This is a genomic window from Wukongibacter baidiensis (assembly GCF_050888315.1).
GTDB classification, from domain to species: Bacteria; Bacillota; Clostridia; order Peptostreptococcales; family Caminicellaceae; genus Wukongibacter; species Wukongibacter baidiensis.
Map to the genome: position 1 here is coordinate 3,219,005 of NZ_CP138202.1, position 20,433 is coordinate 3,239,437.

At 34.3% G+C, this 20,433-nt stretch carries 16 protein-coding genes; 4 read left to right on the plus strand and 12 right to left on the minus strand.

What is annotated here, in order from left to right; translation table 11 throughout:
- Nucleotides 1-75 precede the first annotated feature (75 nt).
- From R9X47_RS14555 to R9X47_RS14565, 3 genes are read left to right on the plus strand one after another with little or no spacing between them, the layout of a single operon-like run.
- A complete protein-coding gene (locus R9X47_RS14555; RefSeq protein WP_432661779.1) occupies nt 76-1,269 on the plus strand; it encodes a GerAB/ArcD/ProY family transporter in 1,194 nt (397 codons plus the stop codon).
- Nucleotides 1,250-2,386 carry a Ger(x)C family spore germination protein gene (locus tag R9X47_RS14560; protein WP_432661780.1) on the plus strand — a complete coding sequence of 379 codons (1,137 nt, stop codon included), beginning with the start codon at nt 1,250-1,252 and terminating at the stop codon, nt 2,384-2,386. Before R9X47_RS14555 ends, R9X47_RS14560 begins: the two co-directional genes overlap by 20 nt.
- Nucleotides 2,387-2,397: 11 nt before the next feature.
- Nucleotides 2,398-3,837 carry a spore germination protein gene (locus R9X47_RS14565; protein ID WP_432661781.1) on the plus strand — a complete coding sequence of 480 codons (1,440 nt, stop codon included), beginning with the start codon at nt 2,398-2,400 and terminating at the stop codon, nt 3,835-3,837.
- 88 nt (nt 3,838-3,925) lie between these two features.
- Here the strand turns inward: R9X47_RS14565 and truA are convergent, their stop codons facing one another.
- The 12 genes from truA to R9X47_RS14625 all read right to left on the minus strand — a co-directional run bounded on the left by truA (nt 3,926) and on the right by R9X47_RS14625 (nt 18,589).
- A complete protein-coding gene (gene truA, locus R9X47_RS14570; protein ID WP_432661782.1) occupies nt 3,926-4,663 on the minus strand; it encodes a tRNA pseudouridine(38-40) synthase TruA in 738 nt (245 codons plus the stop codon).
- Between the two features lie 146 nt (nt 4,664-4,809).
- The gene (locus R9X47_RS14575; RefSeq protein WP_432661783.1) at nt 4,810-6,513 is read right to left on the minus strand and encodes a bifunctional diguanylate cyclase/phosphohydrolase; all 1,704 of its coding nucleotides are present in this window, start codon (nt 6,511-6,513) and stop codon (nt 4,810-4,812) included.
- Nucleotides 6,514-6,746: 233 nt separating this feature from the next.
- The gene (locus tag R9X47_RS14580; RefSeq protein WP_432661784.1) at nt 6,747-6,884 is read right to left on the minus strand and encodes a cyclic lactone autoinducer peptide; all 138 of its coding nucleotides are present in this window, start codon (nt 6,882-6,884) and stop codon (nt 6,747-6,749) included.
- Nucleotides 6,885-7,067: 183 nt separating this feature from the next.
- On the minus strand, nt 7,068-7,718 hold the full coding sequence (locus R9X47_RS14585; protein ID WP_432661785.1) for an accessory gene regulator ArgB-like protein: 651 nt from the start codon (nt 7,716-7,718) through the stop codon (nt 7,068-7,070).
- Nucleotides 7,711-8,169, minus strand: a complete 459-nt coding sequence (locus R9X47_RS14590; protein ID WP_432661786.1) for a hypothetical protein — start codon at nt 8,167-8,169, stop codon at nt 7,711-7,713. The genes R9X47_RS14585 and R9X47_RS14590 overlap by 8 nt, the downstream gene beginning before the upstream one ends.
- 389 nt (nt 8,170-8,558) lie before the next feature.
- A complete protein-coding gene (locus R9X47_RS14595) occupies nt 8,559-9,512 on the minus strand; it encodes an arsenic resistance protein (RefSeq protein ID WP_432661787.1) in 954 nt (317 codons plus the stop codon).
- Nucleotides 9,513-9,794: 282 nt separating this feature from the next.
- Nucleotides 9,795-10,319: a GNAT family N-acetyltransferase gene (locus R9X47_RS14600; protein WP_432661788.1), complete on the minus strand. Its 525-nt coding sequence runs from the start codon at nt 10,317-10,319 to the stop codon at nt 9,795-9,797.
- A 14-nt stretch (nt 10,320-10,333) separates the two neighbouring features.
- A complete protein-coding gene (locus R9X47_RS14605; RefSeq protein ID WP_432661789.1) occupies nt 10,334-12,292 on the minus strand; it encodes an endonuclease MutS2 in 1,959 nt (652 codons plus the stop codon).
- 855 nt (nt 12,293-13,147) lie between these two features.
- Nucleotides 13,148-13,381 (minus strand): FmdB family zinc ribbon protein, encoded by a 234-nt coding sequence (locus R9X47_RS14610; RefSeq protein ID WP_432661790.1) that lies wholly within the window; start codon nt 13,379-13,381, stop codon nt 13,148-13,150.
- A gap of 57 nt (nt 13,382-13,438) precedes the next feature.
- Nucleotides 13,439-13,909 carry an HAD family hydrolase gene (locus R9X47_RS14615; RefSeq protein ID WP_432661791.1) on the minus strand — a complete coding sequence of 157 codons (471 nt, stop codon included), beginning with the start codon at nt 13,907-13,909 and terminating at the stop codon, nt 13,439-13,441.
- A 383-nt stretch (nt 13,910-14,292) separates the two neighbouring features.
- Nucleotides 14,293-17,832: a pyruvate:ferredoxin (flavodoxin) oxidoreductase gene (gene nifJ / locus R9X47_RS14620; protein WP_432667638.1), complete on the minus strand. Its 3,540-nt coding sequence runs from the start codon at nt 17,830-17,832 to the stop codon at nt 14,293-14,295.
- 208 nt (nt 17,833-18,040) lie between these two features.
- Entirely contained in the window at nt 18,041-18,589 is a 549-nt protein-coding gene (locus R9X47_RS14625; RefSeq protein WP_432661792.1) for a cupin domain-containing protein, read from the minus strand.
- A 347-nt stretch (nt 18,590-18,936) separates the two neighbouring features.
- On the opposite strand from R9X47_RS14625, the gene R9X47_RS14630 reads away from it, so the two are divergent.
- Nucleotides 18,937-20,295, plus strand: a complete 1,359-nt coding sequence (locus R9X47_RS14630; RefSeq protein ID WP_432661793.1) for a D-serine ammonia-lyase — start codon at nt 18,937-18,939, stop codon at nt 20,293-20,295.
- Nucleotides 20,296-20,433 lie beyond the last annotated feature (138 nt).

A 20,433-nucleotide genomic window follows, 5' to 3' on the forward strand; every position in this document is an offset into this window, starting at 1 on the left:
ATCTAGTAATAAAATTTAAAACTTATAAGAACTATTAATTTACAAACCTCCAAAACTCTTAGAGGCCTTGAGTATTTGGATGTCTATAAATTAAGTTTTCTATATCAACTCTATATGAATGATTTAACAATAAATGAAGATACTAGTTTTATAGGGAGTGACGAAAATACGATGAATGAGACTTTGACCAATAAACAGGTGGCCTTTATTCTTTTTGGCTTTATTGTAGGATATGGCGTTATGGGACTACCGAAGAATGTTGCAGAAAATGCTGGTACCGGTGCCTGGATCGCCCTCATGATTAGTACATTTTTCGCTATTATGATTACATATATAATTCTTTATTTAGGGTATATCCATGAGAATAAGACTTTATATGAATACAGCGAACTGTTAGTTGGTAAATTCCTAACTACAGTATTCGTTATTATATACACGATTGAGTTCTTTATTTTTTTTACGATGATAACCCGAAGCAGCAGTGAAATAATCAGGCTAACTGTACTAATTAAGACACCCTCTTGGGCCCTATGTTCCACCATTCTATTAGTCGTTTTATATGCTGTAATTAAAAGGCTAAAGGTTATTGCAAGGATTTGTGAAATCTACGGAATTATCATCATACTGACCTATATAATAGTATTTTTTCTCATATCTACACAGGGCAACTTATTAAATATAAGGCCGTTATTTGAAGTCAGCAATATTTCAACGTATTTAAAAGCTTCATTGGTAACTACTCTCCCCTTCATGGGTATGGAGATATTAACGGTCATTCCCTTTAGCAGAAAACAAAATAATAAGAGAGTCTTCAAGTATGCAGCTTTTATGATGTTATTTATAGGTTTTTTATACATTTTTGCAGTGGAATCCTGTATTTCTGTAATGGGCGTGGAGAGTATTATACATTTTAAAGACTCCCTATTGGCTACGGTAAGAAGGGTAGATATCCGATGGTTGCAATTTCTTAGAAGACTTGATGGTCTCATGTTAGTAGTATGGATAATGTCTATATATTGTACCCTTGCAGTATTAGGGTATGGTACAGTTTATCTTGTGAATAAGCTTTTTAAGAAGGCTAACTTTAACCTTCTCGCAGCCATAATATTCACTTTGTCTTTCATAATATCTCAATTGCCTAGTAGCTTTCAAGAGTTAGAAGAAATATTGAATTATACAACCTATATAGGAATTTTAACTGGAATTTTTATTCCTGGACTACTATTAATAGTGACGAAGGTGAAAAAGTATGATAAGAAAGTTAAATAAGTTATTAATAATATTCTCTATCTCACTTTTTTTAACAAGCTGTTGGGATTATAAAGATATAAACGAAAGATCTATTACCCTTGCTACAGGTATAGATTTTGTAGATGGCAAGGTAGAATTTACAGGAGAACTTGCAAAGCTTACATCTCCTGCTGGCGAAGAGGACGAAAGAGATCACTCAAAGGATGTTTACGTAAATGTATCCTATGGAAAGGATTTTGAAGAAGCTAGAATACTCTACGATGCAAAGCTTCCGTATCCAGTATTCTTAGGGGCGACACAGGTTGCAATATTCGGGGAAAGATTTGCAAGGCACGGCATAGAACCCTATTTAAATCGAATAAATAAACTGTATGATTATAGAAAAACTCTCCTTATAGTAGTCAGTGACGTACCCCCAAGAAAACTTTTTAACATCAAGCAAGAAAAAGAGCCATCGGTGGGCCTACTAGTAGAAGACCTTGTTAATAATTTGAGAGAAAAGAAGATGACTGTTTATTCAAATTTTGGAGAAATGCTATCCGTCCTAGAGTTAAACGGTGTAGGTTACCTACTTCCCTATGTCGGGCTAGAAGACGGTGAAATAAGTTACAAAGGACTTGCTGTGATGAGGGATTCAAAATTAGTGGGTATCGTTGATTATCAAGATACTGACGGACTGATATATGTTCTTGCCGAAAAGCCTGTTTTAACTGAAAGTCTTTTTGCCCCTGGAGATGAGGAAAACAAATATTCCCTTAGAACAGCCGTAAAGAAAAGAAAGATTAAGACTGAATATAAAGATGGAAAAGTGATATTCAACCTAGATATGCTTGTGGCAGGAGAGTTACGATATCAGTATTACTTAAGCAAAATAGATGATAGTATAAAAAAGGATTTAGAAAAAATGGTATCTCAAAAGCTGAAGGAGGATATTGCTGATATTTTTGAACGGTCACAAAAAGTATATAAATGCGATATCTTCCATTTTGCTAAAAACTTCAGAGCTGAACATCCAAAAATCTACAAGGGACTCAACTGGGAGGAAGCCTATATAACAGCTGAGCTAAACATTAATATCGAGACAGCATTAATAAATCTAGGTTTAACCGATCCTAATGTCCAGAAAAAATATTAGAGGGTGCTGCCATGGATAAATTTCAGAAACCAAATAAATTAATTGATAAGATTGAGGAAATACAAGAGCAGGGCTATGGAATAAATATAAGAAAACTTACCGTATGTGATACAGATATCTATATATTGTTTATCCTACATATTGTAAACAGAGATAGGTTCTCAAGTGATATTATAAGACCAATTTTGAGATATAATGGTGCTGATCCAATAACCATAGACCGAATTTCAACCTCAATTATTTATATGGATGATATCTCTATAGATGATGATGAAGATACTATTATTGATTATGTTTTAAATGGTAGATCCGTAATCATAGTTTCAACTGAAGAAAGGTATTTAGTTGCTAATACTAAAAAAGTATCGAAACGTGAGCCCGACTCTCCCGAGATTGAAAATACCTTAAGGGGCCCTAAAGATGGATTTACTGAGAACTTCTACACCAATCTCTCATTGATACGATATAGAGTAAAAGATATTAACCTAAAGATTGAAAAGCTAATAATTGGTGAGAGGACTAAAACCAATGTTGCTGTAGTATATATTAAGGATATTGCAAATCCCAAGTTCGTGAAGGATATAAAGAAGAAGCTGGAGGATATTAATATAGATGGCATAGTTGAATCAGGATATATCCAGAAGTTTTTACTAAATCATACCTATGATCTTTTTCCCCAAGCCGGCATAGTTTCAAGGTCGGATAAGGCAAGTGCATGTATTTTAGAAGGTAAAGTATGTATAATTGTTGAGGGCAGCCACCTTGCATTGTCTACCCCAAAAACATTTGTTGAATTCTTCGACTCTGGTGATGATCATTACGATAGTATGTACTTAGCTATGTTCTCAAAAATACTGAGGATGCTATCCTTTTCAATTACATTAACTCTATCGTCATTATATGTTGCTGCAGTTGCTTTTCATCCAGATATTTTGCCCGAGGGATATATTTTAGCTTTAGCATCTTCGAGGGCCTCAGTTCCCTTTAACGCTCTACTGGAAGCTCTTTTAATGGAGGGCATTGCAGAAATACTTAGAGAGGCAAGTATAAGACTTCCTAAACAGATTGGCCCAGCCATCGGTATCGTTGGAACAATTGTTATTGGTCAAGCTGCTGTTGCTGCAGGGCTCGTCAGCCCTCTTATGGTTATAATTGTATCATTATCTACCATGTGCTCATTTGTAGCACCGGATTATACTATAATGAATCCCATAAGAATATTAAAATTTTTATTAATTTTTGTTACAGGAGTATATGGGCTGTTTGGATTTGTTATGGGTATGACAGTAATAGCAATAAACGTACTTTCCCATAGCAGTCTTGGTGTACCTTATATGGCTCCCCTTGCTCCATTGAATCTTAAGGATTTATTGAACTACTTTATGAGCGATGAGACTTTGAGTAAGGAAAGACCTAGGCTTCTTAGGACTCAGGATAAGAAACGGCAGTAAAGAGGGGTGTCTCAGAATGGCGAATTTCTGAAACACCCCAGGGCTGAACTCATAAGAAAACTTATGAGACAGTTCTTGCTTTTTTAAGTTAGTATTCTACATCATATAAAAACAATCCCTTAGCAGGAGCAGTCGGTCCTGCTAATTTTCTGTCTTTTTTATTTAATATATGTAATACTTTCTCTGGCTTCAACCTTCCAAGACCTACTTCTATCAAAGTACCCACTATTATTCTTACCATATTATGTAAGAATCCACTTCCATTAATCATTATCTCTACTATCTTGTCCTCTTTATTTATATCAATGTCATAGATTGTTCTTACTCTAGATTTTTTCTTAGATTTAGCCGTTGTAAAACTAGAAAAATCGTGTTCACCAACAAGGTAATTAGCGGCCTTTTCCATTGCCTTTATATTTAAGTTCTCTGGAATATGGGTTATATATTTTCTCGTGAATGGATCGTGGAGTTGATAGTTCAATATCTTATACAAATATCTTTTTCTCTTTACAGAATATCTAGAATGGAATCTATCATCTGCCTTTCTCACTTTTTTTACAACTATATCATCCGGTAGATATCTATAGCAATAATCCAGAATTTCTTTGCTACTAAGCTCTGAATTCGTCTTAAAGTTTGCCATCTGCATCAAGGCATGAACCCCTGCATCGGTTCTTCCAGAACCAAAAATCTCAACTTTCTCTCCTGTCATTTTGCTAAGAACATCCTCTAATTTCCCTTGTACAGTCATGTCACTATCTCCAAGTCTTTGCCATCCTTTGTATCGGCTACCATCATACTGTACTATAAGTTTAATATTTTTCATAAGTAATCTCCCCTAAAGACCAATTTTTATATGAGCTAATCCCAATTTGCTAAAAAAGACTTCCCTGAAAAGGATAGTCTCTTGAAGTCGGTTACCAATTTCTTATCAATTCTATTTTTCAATTTAACATAGTATTATATACCTTACTATGCTTCCTTTTTAAATCTAAAGGTATTTAGATATTCTCTATTATCTTCTATAGCCTCTATAAAGTAACTTACTATATCTGGATCAAATTGAGTTCCGCTACAGTCCTTCAGCTCCTTAAAGGCGTCATCAAAACTCATACTTTGTTTATAAGGCCTACTTGATGTCATGGCGTCAAAGCTATCAACTACACTTAATATTCTAGCCAAGTAAGGGATTTCCTCTCCCTTTAGTTTGTTAGGATACCCTGTACCATTGTAACGCTCATGATGATGTAAAATCAGTGGTATAACCCCTTGAAGTGATTGAACAGGTTCTATTATCTCAGCTCCATTTTCAGGATGCTTTTTCATCATACCCCATTCTTCGTCGGACAGTTTCATTTTCTTGTTCAGTACTTCCGTAGGAATCTGTATCTTTCCTATATCATGTAGATAAGCCCCATATTTCAAGGTTCTTCTATCTTCCTCACAAAGCTCTAGCTTATCTGCAATTAATTGTGTGTAAATGACAATCCTTTCAGTGTGGGCATAGGTATATCTATCCTTAGCATTTATCACACTAATTAAGGTTTTTATGGAACTTATTAGGTCAATATGCTCTTCTTCAATATTCTCCTTAAGCTCTTCCAATATAGAGTGATAGGATTCTACTCTATTTTTATTAAAGAACTTTGCTCTATACAATGCATCATCGGCACTATTTATGAGCTCAGTTTTATTCTTTGCCTTATCTGGATATGTAGATACACCAACAGAAATGGTCAGGTTATTATTAGGTAGATTTTCCTGTCCCTCAAAATGTGTATTCTCTATCACACTTCTAATTCCTTCACCAAGAGAAAGCGCTTCTTTCTCATCTGTATCTGGAATAATTATTGCGAACTCCTCGCCACCATACCTAGCTGCTATATCCATGGGTCTTATTTCTTCACTTACTATCTGTCCGATTTTCTCCAACACTATATCTCCTGCTAAGTGACCATAGAGATCGTTATATTTTTTAAAATAGTCTATATCTATGAATAAGAGAGAAACGGGTTTATCTGAATTTTTAGCCTCACTCACCTTATTTTCAATTGCCTCTTGAAAATATCTATGGTTAAAGACTCCCGTCAACTCATCCTTGTTTGCTAAGTCAATTAATTGGTTTCTATAATTTTTTTCAGTGGCTACATAGTATCCCAGAAGCCACGCCGTCAATATGAATATACCTGCCAAAATAAGATCAGTTTGAAAATAGGTATTTATAATATCTCCAGGCGCCACTAGTAAGTCTAAAACTAGTACTATCCCAGAACAAATGCATGAAATAACAAGACCATAGGTTCTTCCGAATTGGATAGTAGACGTTATAATAATAAATAAATATAGTATCTTATATTGGCTGGTATAACCGTCAGTAAAAACTATTAAGGTAGAAAATAGCATTATAAAAAAAATTGATTCAATAATATCTTTTATCTTAATGCTAAAATTATAGTCCACTTTTTGGGAAGTAACACTCCAAACGTGATAAATTAAGGCTAAAATTATACAAACAATACTTAATGTAATAGAGTTAAATTGTGTATATAGATCTTCTGTATTTTCAATTCCTTTACTACCCAAGAAAACAATCGCACAAAAGAACAATGATATTAATTTAACAACCAAAACTATTTCTCTAACTTTTTTTCTTCTATTATTCTCAAAATTGATCATTTTCAACACCTATCTTATTATATAGAACTCAATTATAAATCTAGATTTTGGTTTCTCAGGTTCTAGGAAATTTGAGAAATCGAAATGTAGAAGATTTATTGCGATTTCTATAGTAAGTTAATTTTTAATAGTGGTGTCTCACAATGATGGATTTCTGCATTACTTGAAATCCATTCATTCTGAAACACCCTTGGGCTAAAACTCATAAAATCCTTTTATGATGCAGCTTCAATTTACTTCTCCTGAAGTGCTTTTGGTTCTTTAGGTTGATAGTTACCCCACCAACATGCTGATGCTGAAGTAGCTGTAGCAAAGAAAGTTAAAACCGAAGCGCCAAATGCAGCTACAAACATAAGCATTCTCTTTTTCATACTTTCTCACCTCCCGCTAAAGAAAAAAAATTCTTTAAATCAGATTATTCATAGAAAGTTTGAAAATATTTAGAGTATTTGACTTCTAAGGTATTTATCAAGTACAAAGGCATACTATGGCAGTACATCAAAAGTTTGATGAATGCCTTAGAAGCAAAATAACACTGTAAAGTTTTAAATTTTCTATGAATACTCTGAGCCTAATATAGCATCTAATTTAGATACTATATAGTGACCTAGTGAAATCAAAGTCATATCCTGCCACAACATACCCGTACATATGGATACGATAAATTTTAAATAGATATAACTCTTTTCTTTTGAGTAACATATGAACAAAATAGTAATTACTATAAAGTAAAAATGAATCATCTTAAAAGCTGATTTTCTCAAACGTTTCTTAGTCTCATCCTTTGTAATTGGCTTATTAGGAGTATCTACAGGGCTATATCTATAAATTATATAATAGGTAAAAGCCAAGGTTAGAAGGGCATATATTATAATATATATCGGACTTGTATATATTGATATCTTGTCCAATATCAATGCAGGACCTACCGATATAATCACACCAATAACTGCGCACCTGCTAGGGGATGTAGCATGGGCTCCTCCTGAATATTTCCTGAGTAGAGCTCCAGCAAATGAGATTATAACTGCCTCCCAAAAGACTTTAAATAATAGTCCAAATGCCATTACTAATCCTATTGACCAGATGGTTTGTATCAGACTAAAGGCTCCGTAGGCAATAATCTCTTGTCTATCTTCATCTAGCTCTAGTATCTTGGCGATTTTCAGTGCAATATTATTTGATAAGCTTTCTATCCTAGACATTTTTGTTTTCCTCTGTTTTTTTATAGAAATAAAATACGATTATTAAAAATAGTATAAGTGAAGGCAATCCCAATAACATCTTCAAAGCAATATTTTCAACAACCTTTTCAACAGAAATATTCAGTACATTCGAAACAAAAAACAGATTAGCAAACTCACAGACTGACAATACGATATATGCAATTAATCCAGATTTTATTGCTTTCAATATTTCAAGCCCGTTAATATTAGCTGCTACTAAAATATAACACATAATAAGTAATATAGTGTGAACTCCAAAATTTATTGGCAGCATTCTTATAAAATAAGGGTTTACTGTAAGTATGATTCCAGATATTATATATCTCTTTACATTAATTTCCGTATTTGAAAATGCATAAATCGATAAAGCTAATATAAAGCCCTCTGGAATCAGTCTTAGAAAAAGTTCTATTAAGGATAATTTCAACATCTATTCTCACACCTTCTAAAAGCACGTATACACGTATATATAATCTTTATTCAAGATTATATTCGACAATTCAATATGAAATCCTTCCTCATTTATAAATCTTTGAATATTCATAATAAAAACTCAGGGATATCCAGTCTCCACATTTTGGTCAGATTTTTCTCCTAAAAATGACCTCAAAAAAAACAGGAGTATATACTCCTCAGATTGTTAACAAAGTTAACAAGATGACAGGCTGTTAAGAAACCTGAAGTCCAAGGCGCGCTGGAACCAAGAGACCGCAGCGTATATAGACATACGTAAGGGTTCTTGGTTGAAGCAGCAACGAAGGAATTCGGGTTTGTTAACAGCCTCAGGAGTATATACTCCTGTCAAAGTTAATTGCTTCTCTATTTCTCAGCTCGAGCTGTAAGCTTCATATAAAATGCTGCTATTGGAAGTTGAACAATATATCCTATAGCTATCAAGAAAACTGCTAAGCTTTCCCCGAAGGAACTAAGGGATAGGCCTAAAGCTATTGTTAGATTTCTCATAGTAGTGGCATAAACTAATGCAGTCCGATCTTCATAATTTAGAGTTTTATTTCCTACTAAATGTGATATCGCTATTATTAATATATATAGTATGACTAGTGGTATTATTGACATAAAAACTAGATCAAGTCTTCCTATGATTGTTTTACTCTTCAGTGCCATTGCTATGAAAACTATCATCAATACACCCAATGAACTTATACCACTAAAGTTTGGTTTAATCTCTTTATATTTCTCCATACCAAAACCTTTAATTATCAGCCTTCTAGTTAAATCCCCTAGAATTAGTGGCACTATTACAACCTTCAATAAACTCTTTAATATTACTATCGTCTTTATAGTAACTATCTGACCTAAAAAGAGCTTAAGATAGATTGGTATCATAAATATTGATAATAATAGATTTACAGAAATCATAACTAGCGATAGCTGTAAATTCCCCTTTGCCAATCCAGTCCACGAAGCCGTCATTCCACTTGTCGGTATTAATCCTATTAAGATCATACCTACAAGTAGCATAGGTTCATTACTAAAGAACATTTTTCCTAAAATAAAGGCTGCTATGGGAGCTATAATAAAGTTTATAATTACACTAAGCAATAGTGGCTTTATATTGTTAAAACTTTTGAATACATCTGTAACCTTCAGATTTATCATCATAGGATAGATCATTAGAAATAATACTGCTGAAACATAGTTTTTTAAATATGATGGCTTAGAAAAGTATCCGTAAAGCAAGCCCAAGGCTATAAATACCACAATTAAATATGATAGATTCTTCTTTATAAATTTCAGTGATTTTGATATCATAATATAATCCCTCTTTTCTTTACTATTTTAATATTATTCCCGATTTCATTGGAAAAAATCTCACATATCTACTATGATCCATCGTCAACTTCTACCTTCATATACCTTAGAATTTCTGATTAATTTTTTATTATTATCAATATACCCCCAGAGGGTATAGCTAAACATTTAATTTTACCTTTACAAATCCTCTTACTAAAAAAACTACCCCTTAATACCGGGATAGTCTTCTTAGTAATTTATTAGTTACTCTTAAATTCCATGTAAATCAGCATATAATCATTATATTTCTAATTCTAAATGTATATCCTCAGGCTCCAACTTGAACAGCTTTTCATTGATTTCTGATGCTAATTCGCAACCTACTCCCATATAAAAATCTACGGTTCCTTGAGTTGGAGTTGCTGAAACATATAGTTTTGATACCCCAATTTCCTTTGCTCTGTTTTTCACACATTCAACCAGCTTTCTACCTATACCCTTTTTCCTATATTTACTGCTTATATAAAGTATATCAAGCTTAAGCTGATCTTTGTTTTTTCCAATACGTTCACTATCTAAGGCTACCATTCCAACTATATTTTGACCATCAAAACTACCGTATATTGACCCTCCATTGTCATATAGGTCATAAAGACGATTTATGAGACATTCTAACTCTTGAGGATGCCATCCCTTTACAATACAGGAATCTTTTTTAAGCTTCAGCTTTCCATCCTCTAAATAATAGGATTTCTCTATTTCTTCACTTCTGTCTATATCTCTAAGACCTTCTATCTCGTCCCTTAATAATATTCTGTACTCCACAGTTATCAACCCCTTTAATTATTTTCTACTTCTATCTGAAGTCCCTTAACATATTTCTTATTCATAAGCTTCTTTTTCTTTCTATTTTCCTTAGTTTCAAAAACAATATCTAAGTCATAATTCTCTGGGTATAGATTCTCAGCTTCTATATGGAGAGATAGTCTCTTTTTGTTTACCTTTAATTTCTTCTTCTTAACCATTACACCAACGTCACCCTTACCATCCTCTAGGGAATACACTATTCCGTAGTCATCTAGGCTGCTGATATATACCCTATCTCCAATATTGAACTTAGAAACAACCTTTTCTTTTGTTAATTTCTTCTTATTAATTTTAGTTCTTTTTAGCTTTTCAAGCTGCTTTTCATGGTGCTCTGTTACTTCAATATTCTTTACTTCCTTTATCTCACTAAGTCTTTTATAAACCTCGCTATAATCTTTATTTTCCTTATAGGATATCTCATGGGCTCTTTCTATAATTCTCTTATCCATTCCTAGTCTAAGGGCTATATTAAATCCATTGCTATCTCCAGACTTACCTATTTTCAGTCTGTATAGGGGTTTTAATGTCTCTAGATCAAATTCCATACACCCATTCTCAAAACCATCATTATTGTTAGCAAATTCTTTAATCTCACTATAGTGGGTGGTAGCCATGATTGTAGACCCCTTTCTATGGATTTCCTCAAGTAGTGAAGTTGCAAGACCCATTCCCTCAGTTGGATCGGTTCCCGCTCCTAGTTCATCTAGTATTATTAATGAATTATCATCGGCACACTCTACAATCCCTATTATATTGCTGATATGAGAAGAGAAGGTGCTTAGGTTTTGCTCTATACTCTGCCCATCGCCTATGTCAACCAGTATATCATTGAATATTGCAAATTCTCCATTTGTCTCTATTGGAACATGCATTCCGGACTGAACCATCATGGTTAATAACCCAACGGTCTTTAGTGCTACTGTTTTCCCACCTGTATTTGGCCCTGTAATTACTAAGCTTCTGTATTTATCCCCTATAATAAAGTTTAGAGGTACAGCACTCTCACCGATTAGAGGATGCTTTGCTACTCTTATATTTATATATTTTCTTGTGTTAAGTTTAGCTGTGTTCCCTCCTATGGTTTTACTATATTTGGCCTTGGCAAATATAAAATCGTAATAGGACATGGTTTCAATATTGATCTTAAGTTCTCTATTGTATCCCATTATTAAGTTGGTTAAATAGGCTAATATTTTATATTCTTCATTGTGCTCTTCAGCCTTTAGTAAACTAAGCTCTTGTTGTATTCTTCCTACAGCTTCAGGCTCTATAAAAACAGTCGACCCTGAGCCCGAGGTTTCTACAACTCTTCCATTTATATTTTTTCTATATTCTCTTTTTATAGGTATTACATACCTTCCTTCTTTAAAGCCTATAAGGTTATCTTGTATATATTTACTATAGGCCGGAGAATTTAATATACTTTGGAACTTTGCTTTAATTCTATCCTCTAATATTCCTATTCTTTTCCTTATCTTAGCCAGCTGAGGAGAAGCCTTATCATCCACTCGGCCATTTCTAATGCATTTATCTATTTCCTCCCTTACATCCTCAAGCTCATCAATAGACATTGCATAGGTACATATCCTTGGTGCAATTAAAGTCTTAGTCTTCATAAAGTTCTTCATTCTATTAGCATTTCTTGCAAAATCAAGTATAATCGCCATCTCTTCAGGATTTAATGTATAGTCGATATCCAATTTTTCCATTATCTTGCCAATCCCTGTTAGACTGTGAAGAGGTGCTCTAAAATTGCTTTCTAATAGTTTTTTTGCTTCTGTCGTTTCTTCAAGCCAGGTTTTGATAATCTCTATATCTATTGACGGTTCTAGTTTTTTAACTAAACCCTTACCTTCTTCTGATAAAGCATATTCCATTAATATATCTTTTATTTTGTCATATTCAAGCATTTTTATAGTGTTCGTATTCAACTTCTATCCCTCCATTTTTAAATAATTTTCTAAAATACATTTCTAACTCCCTAACATCCAGTAACATATAGTTCCTCCTAGTAAAATTTTTTTATGTGTACAAGCTAGGCTCAGAGCTCTAACTGAACTTCAACGCAACAAAAAAAGACCGCAAACAAACACTAGGCTTGTTTACAGTCTTTTAAAAAGGTTTATTATGCTTAAAATATAGATGTATGCTTATTAAATTCAACTATTGATATGCAACATTAAAATTTATTTAACCTTGAAGTTGCTTATCTATATCAGGAACGGTCACATCCCATCCTCTATACCAGAGAAAACAGTTGTAATGGTCCCTAAAATGGTTAAACCTATTGTATGTTAAATTTAACAGCCACACTTCTATAGATAAAATTAGACATAAAAATACCGTGGATTAAGCCACGGCATGTATTGTCTATATAAGGTCACATTCAAAAAGCAGATTAGTCATCTTGCTAATACTTTTGCTTTTTTTCATGTATCTAATTTATCAGCCAGCCTGTGTTCTTAACTATATAGGGGTTACATAGTAAAACTTAATTTATACATATACAAATACTCAGCGTTTCTAAGAGTTTTGGATATTTATAAATTAAAGCATTTACTTAAATCCCTATAGGATTTGAGACATCAAAAGAAAAGTATTATAAATAGACCTGCAAAAACAGGCTTATGTCCTTTCTTTATAATGACTCTATTTAATTGAATTAGTTAAGAACAAACTCCAGCATAAAACACCTCATAATTTTTTATCGAAATTATTATTTCCTATTATAGTATATATTATTTATACGCTAAAATCAAGGCAATATCCATATATTGGATTTCATTTTATACTCCACACCCTGCACAGCAGCTATTACCTGAAGCCTCACCACAGGATGGCTTTTTGCTTTCTACTTTGGCTCCTGTATTCGGACAACCACCAATTCCAAAAGTAGAGAAGGCCTTCTTTACATTATTGCTATCACATTTCGGACATTCTGGTAGATTAGTATCTGATATCTTTACTAGTTTTTCAAATTTATTACCGCAGTCACTGCACCCATATTCGTAAATTGGCATTATTCTCACCTCCTCTGAATATTATAACCTCCACAAACCCATGGTTCAACATATTATTTATTTCCTTAAATTAGCTATTATTCTTTTCTTGTTCATTATCATATCAAAGAAATCATTTATATCTTTTAATACTATATCACTTGCAATTAAGGATCTTGTCGCAAGTCCTTCATCTCCCAATATACATACTCCTATTGCACTCTCTTTAATCATCAGTTCATCATTATTGCCGTTTCCTATGGCTATTGTTTTATCCTTGCCTAATTCTCTTATAAAAGACACCTTATCTAGCGTCCCATTTTCTTGAGAAATCACCTTAACATTTAGTTCTACATCCTTGAAGTTCTCCCTAACAGTTCCATAGGTGTCTGCAGTAACGACGTATACATTAACCGCTTTAGAAGCCTCAATTAGTTTTTCTTTGATCCCATCTATTAGCCTACCATCTACCGCCAAGGTTCCATTATAGTCGAAAACCACATTTTCAATCTCAATTTTTTTATAGGAAGGAATATCAATCTTTATCATTTTTTTCTACTCCCTTCATATTTTTCTTAATTAGTACATATTATATCACAATATTACAGTCTCCATCGTAACTTGTCATTTTATGTTATTAATCTATGGGTACTAAAATTTCAATGTCAAGCCATAAGTCCTATGGATAATTAGTTCTTAAGCTCCTTAAAATTTTTGTAGAAAAATAATATAATTTACTTAAGGAAAAGATAGCTGTATCAAATATCCATTTTACTTGACCTAGCCCCTTCCTTTAAATTTTAATAGACCCAATTCTCCCATGTTTCATAAACTTTTAAAAGCCTAGCAGAGAATTCTCTGCTAGGCTTTTAGCTTTTGTAAGATCAAAAAGTAAAAAACTCAGGGGCCTCGAGTCCCCTGAGCTTGTTATTTTAGTATTCCATTTCAGCCATACGCTTGTAAGTTGCTAATCTATCCTTAGCATCTTCTTCAGCCGTTTCGAATAAAGTAGCTGCAACTTCTGGGAATCCATTTTCAAGAGCAGTGTATCTTACTTCTCCTCTTAAGAATTCTTGGAAGTCAGCCTTTGGCTCTTTTGAATCAAGTACAAATGGATTTTGACCTTCAGCTTTTCTTCTTGGGTCAAATCTCCATAAGTGCCAGTATCCTGCATCAACAGCAAGCTTAGTTCTTTCTTGAGTCTTACCCATACCAGCTTTAATACCATGAGCTATACATGGAGCATAGCAGATGATTAGAGATGGTCCCTTGTAAGCTTCAGCTTCAGTTAATGCCTTCATGAACTGGTTGTTATCTGATCCCATACCAGTTTGAGCTACATAAACGTAACCGTATTGAGCAGCTATCATACCAAGGTCTTTCTTCTTAACTCTCATACCAGCAGCAGCAAACTTAGCTGTAGCAGCCGTTGGAGTAGCCTTAGAAGCCTGACCACCTGTATTTGAGTAAACTTCCGTATCGAATACAAGAACATTTATGTCTTCTCCTGATGCAAGAACGTGGTCTAATCCACCGTAACCGATGTCATAAGCCCATCCGTCTCCACCAACGATCCAAACTGATTGCTTAACTAAGAAATCTTTCTTTTCGATGATTTCATCTACTATTTCCTTAGCTTTTCCATCGAAGTTATTTCCTTCGATAACAGCAACTACCTTAGCAGAAGCTGCCTTAGAAGCTTCACCGTCAGTCATTGTTTCGATCCAACCCTTGAATGCTTCTTTTACTTCAGCTGGAACTTCTAATTCTAGAGCTTCTTCCATTAATAATCCAATCTTTTCTCTAATCTTCTTAGAAGCTAATGCCATACCATAACCGTATTCTGCATTGTCTTCGAATAATGAGTTAGCCCAAGCTGGACCTTTACCTTCTGCATTCTTACAGTAAGGAGTAGAAGGAGCACTACCACCCCAGATTGAAGAACAACCTGTAGCGTTTGCAACTACCATTCTGTCACCATATAATTGAGTAACAGCCTTCATGTAAGGAGTCTCACCACAACCAGCACAAGCTCCAGAGAACTCGAATAATGGCTGAGCAAATTGGCTTCCCTTTACAGTAGTCTTAGACATAAGATCATCTTTATAAGTTACGTTGTTAACTGCGTATTCCCAGTTAGCAACTTCATTTTCTTGAGTTCCAAGAAGCTTCATTTCTAATGCTTTGCCCTTAGGAGCTGGACAAATATCAGCACAGTTTCCACAACCTGTACAGTCTAGTGGAGAAACTTGGATTCTATACTCAAGTCCGTCCATACCTTTACCTATAGCCTTCTTAGTAGCGAAAGTCTCAGGAGCATTTGCTCTTTCTTCTTCGTTAGCTAGGAATGGTCTTATAGCAGCATGAGGACATACATATGCACACTTGTTACATTGGATACAAGTATCTATATTCCATTCTGGTACAGTTACCGCGATACCTCTCTTCTCGTATGCAGCTGAACCAGCTTCAAAAGTACCATCTTCTGCTCCCTTGAATGTAGAAACTGGAAGATCGTCACCTCTTTGAGCATTTATAGGTCTTAGGATGTCTTTGATGAAACCAGGCTCATCACTTGCAGCAGCAACTTCTGCAGCTACTTCGCCAGCCCAAGAAGCAGGAACTTCAACTTTTACAAGAGCAGTTCTTCCTTTATCAACAGCTTCGTGGTTCATCTTAACGATGCTTTCACCCTTCTTACCGTATGCCTTAACAATGGCATCCTTTAAGTAGTTCATTGCATTGTCAACAGGAATTACATCAGCTAAAGCAAAGAATGCTGATTGCATTACCATGTTAATTCTGTTTCCTAGTCCTATTTCAGTAGCTATATCGTATGCATTGATGATATAGAAGTTGATTTCATTATCAGCAATGTACTTTTTCATTTCACCTGGAAGCTTAGCTTCTACTTCTTCAACACTCCATTGAGTATTAAGAACGAAAGTTCCGCCTTTTCTTAAACCTTTAATTAGGTCATACTTATCAACGTAAGATTGGTTATGACACGCTATATAGTCAGCCTCATCTACAAGATAAGTAGATCTGATTGGCTTTTCACCAAATCTTAAGTGAGATACTGTTACCCCACCTGACTTCTTAGAGTCATATGAGAAATAACCTTGTGCATAAAGATCAGTTTTGTCTCCGATGATCTTGATAGCACTCTTGTTTGCACCAACTGTTCCATCTGAACCAAGTCCCCAGAACTTACATCTTACAGTTCCTTCTGGCTCAGTTACTATATGATCAACTAACTCTAATGATGTATTAGTAACATCATCGTTAATACCTAATGTAAATCCGTTCTTAGGCTCATCACTATTAAGCTCATCAAACAATCTCTTGATTTGAGAAGGAGTAGTGTCTTTTGATCCAAGACCATATCTACCACCAACAACTATAGGAGCATTTTCTTTTCCGTAGAATAATGTACGTACATCTTGATATAAAGGCTCACCTAATGAACCTGGCTCCTTAGTTCTATCAAGTACAGCAATCTTCTTAACTGTGCTTGGTAATACATCAAAGAAGTATTTAGGAGCAAAAGGTCTGTAAAGACGAACTTTAATTAAACCTACTTTTTCTCCCTTTGCTAATAGGTAATCAATAGTTTCATCAATAGTTTCAACTACAGAACCCATAGCAATAATTACACGCTCAGCGTCCTCAGCACCATAGTAGTTGAATGGCTTATATTCTCTACCAGTAATCTTGCTGATTTCATCCATGTAATTAGCTACTACATCCGGTACTTCTTGATAGAATGTATTAGATGCTTCCTTAGCTTGGAAGAATATATCTGGGTTTTGAGCAGTACCTCTAGTTACTGGGTGCTCAGGATTTAAAGCATTCTTTCTAAATGCCTTTATACCATCCCAATCAACTAATCTAGCGTATTCAGCGTAGTCAACAACTTCGATTTTTTGAACCTCATGAGAAGTTCTAAATCCATCAAAGAAGTGTAGGAATGGAACTCTTGTCTTAATTGAAGCAAGGTGAGCAATTCCACCTAAGTCCATTACCTCTTGAACTGATCCAGATGCAAGAAGTGCAAATCCAGTCTGTCTTGCAGCCATTACGTCAGAATGATCTCCGAAGATTGAAAGTGCATGTGTAGCTACGGCTCTAGCACTAACATGGAATACACCTGGTAATAATTCACCAGCGATTTTGTACATGTTAGGTATCATTAGAAGTAAACCTTGTGAAGCAGTATAAGTAGTAGTTAATGCTCCACCTTGAAGTGAACCGTGAACAGCACCAGCTGCACCAGCCTCTGATTGCATTTCTGTTACTGCAACCGTTTGCCCAAAAATGTTCTTTGTTCCATTTGCTGCCCATTCATCAACAAATTCAGCCATATTTGATGATGGGGTGATTGGATAGATAGCCGCAACGTCAGTAAATGCATATGATACATATGCAGCAGCTGTATTACCATCCATAGTTTTCATAACTTTTTTAGCCATCATTTTGACCCCCTTATTATGTAAATCTTAATAGTATGCCACATTACAATTCTAAGTATAGTATACAATATACAATTAGTCAATGGCATGTTTTTAACAATCAATATACAATTATTCAAAACTTAAAAATTTTTAATATTTTCCTTTAAAATCCTTTCAAAAAAGTCTATTTCAAGGATTAATAAATTTTAAAGTAGTATTACTATAATTAAAACGAAGGTGGAGTTATAGCAAATATTACCTTGCATGTATTTTCATATGGGTTCTCCCATTTATGTCTTACCTGGGCAGGGATTTTTATACTATCACCGGTATTTAAAATAATACGCTCACTCTCCAAAAGTATCTCTACTTTTCCTTCGATTACACAGGCTACTTCCTCACCCTTATGCTCCATAGATTCAGATTCTCCATCCTTCTCTAATTGAAATACTGCAAGTTCAATAGAGCCGCTTAAATCTGGTGACAAAAGCTCATATGCTATCCCCTTACTCTCAGGAAATATGATTTTCTTTCTATTATTTGCTCTTACTACAAGCTTTTCACTATCGTGGGACGTCATAAAAAAGGCGAATAATTGTACCTCTAAAGCTTTAGATATGTTTTTTAATGTATTAATAGAAGGATTTGCCAGACTTCTTTCAATCTGACTTAACAAGGAGGGAGTTACCTTAGAAAGCTGTGCTAATTCACGAATACTTAGGTTTTTTGCTTTACGATATTCCATTATTTTTTTTCCTATATTTATATCATCCATATATACTCTTCCTTTATTTGATTAGTTTATATAACTATATAGGGTTCATATAGTAGAACTTAATTTATACATGTACAAATACTCAGTGTTTCTGGGAGTTTTGGATATGTATAAATTAAAGTTTTGACTAAAATCTCTATATAGCACTTATTATATCAAATGATTAGACTATAGTTAAATCTAATTTAGTTTTGTTAAATTTAATTTGACTTCTATATCAAATATAGTTAAACTATATTTAACACAAGTAAATTTTATTTAACGATTTAATTCTTGATATTTATATTTTTATAATATACGTTGAATATATACAAGAAAATATCTTTAATAAAGAGAGGGGTATAATTATGGAAAGTAAAATTATTGAAGGTAAAACAATAGCAGAATTAAAAAAAGATCATCCATTGCTTGATGAAATGATTTCTACTAAGGAAGTATTTTGGACAAATCCTAAATACGGCAGATTCAGAGACTCTATAGAAAAAATATCTTTATCAGAAAAGGATGTAATGGATGCTGAAGCACGATTAAAACGTTTCGCCCCCTATATTTCTAAGGTATTTCCTGAAACCCAAGAAACAAAGGGTATAATAGAATCTCCTATTATAAAGATACCTAATATGAAAAGAGCGCTAGAAGAGATATATAATGAGGAGATTCAAGGTTCTTTGATGTTAAAATGTGATAGTCACCTTGCGATTTCAGGATCAATCAAAGCACGTGGAGGTATATATGAGGTCTTAAAGCATGCCGAAGATCTTGCAACTGAACATAATATGCTTTCTTTAGAAGATGACTATTCAATTTTAGCTAGTGATAATTTCAAAGAGTTCTTTTCTGACTACTCTATTGCTGTAGGATCAACGGGAAATCTTGGTCTCAGCATTGGAATAATGAGTGCGAAGCTTGGCTTTAAGGTATATGTTCATATGTCAGCTGACGCTAAGAAGTGGAAAAAAGACCTTCTTAGAAGTAAAGGTGTTACTGTTGTTGAGTATGAGTCAGACTATAGCAAAGCAGTTGAAGAAGGAAGAAAACAGGCTGAATCAGATCCAAATATGTATTTCATCGATGATGAAAACTCTACGAATCTATTCTTAGGATATGCCGTTGCTGCCTATAGGCTAGAAAAACAGCTAAAAGAAAAGGATATCATAATTGATGCTGATCATCCTTTGTTTGTTTATCTCCCATGTGGAGTTGGTGGCGGACCAGGTGGTGTTGCCTTTGGTTTAAAGCTCATATTTAAGGATAATGTACATTGTTTCTTTGCGGAACCTACCCACTCACCTTGTATGCTTATTGGCATGATGACCGAACTCCATGACAAGGTATGTGTTCAAGATTTTGGAATTGATAATATCACAGCTGCCGATGGCTTAGCCGTAGGTCGTGCCTCCGGCTTTGTAGGTAAAACCTTGGAAAATCTCCTTAGTGGCTGTTATACCATAGAAGATAGCACTCTATATATGCTTTTAAGTAAGTTATTTGATACGGAAAAAATTTACCTAGAACCATCAGCTCTGGCAGGTGTTCCAGGTGCTGTTAAGTTATTTAAGGATAGCTTAGGGCAGAAATATTTTAAGGATTGCAATCTAGAAGAAAAGATGAAGAATGCTACTCACATTGCTTGGGCAACCGGTGGGAGTATGGTTCCAAAGGATATTATGGAAGGATACTATAAGAAAGGTTTAGAAGCAAAGTAAACATTAAAAGTTTGATATACAGCTTAAGGGTTTTTCCTTTAAGTTTGGAAAACATGACAAGGGGACAGACCCCCAGACACACTAAAAAGATTGTATGTCAGATGGGTCAGTCCCCTAGTCACGTTTTCATCTATATAT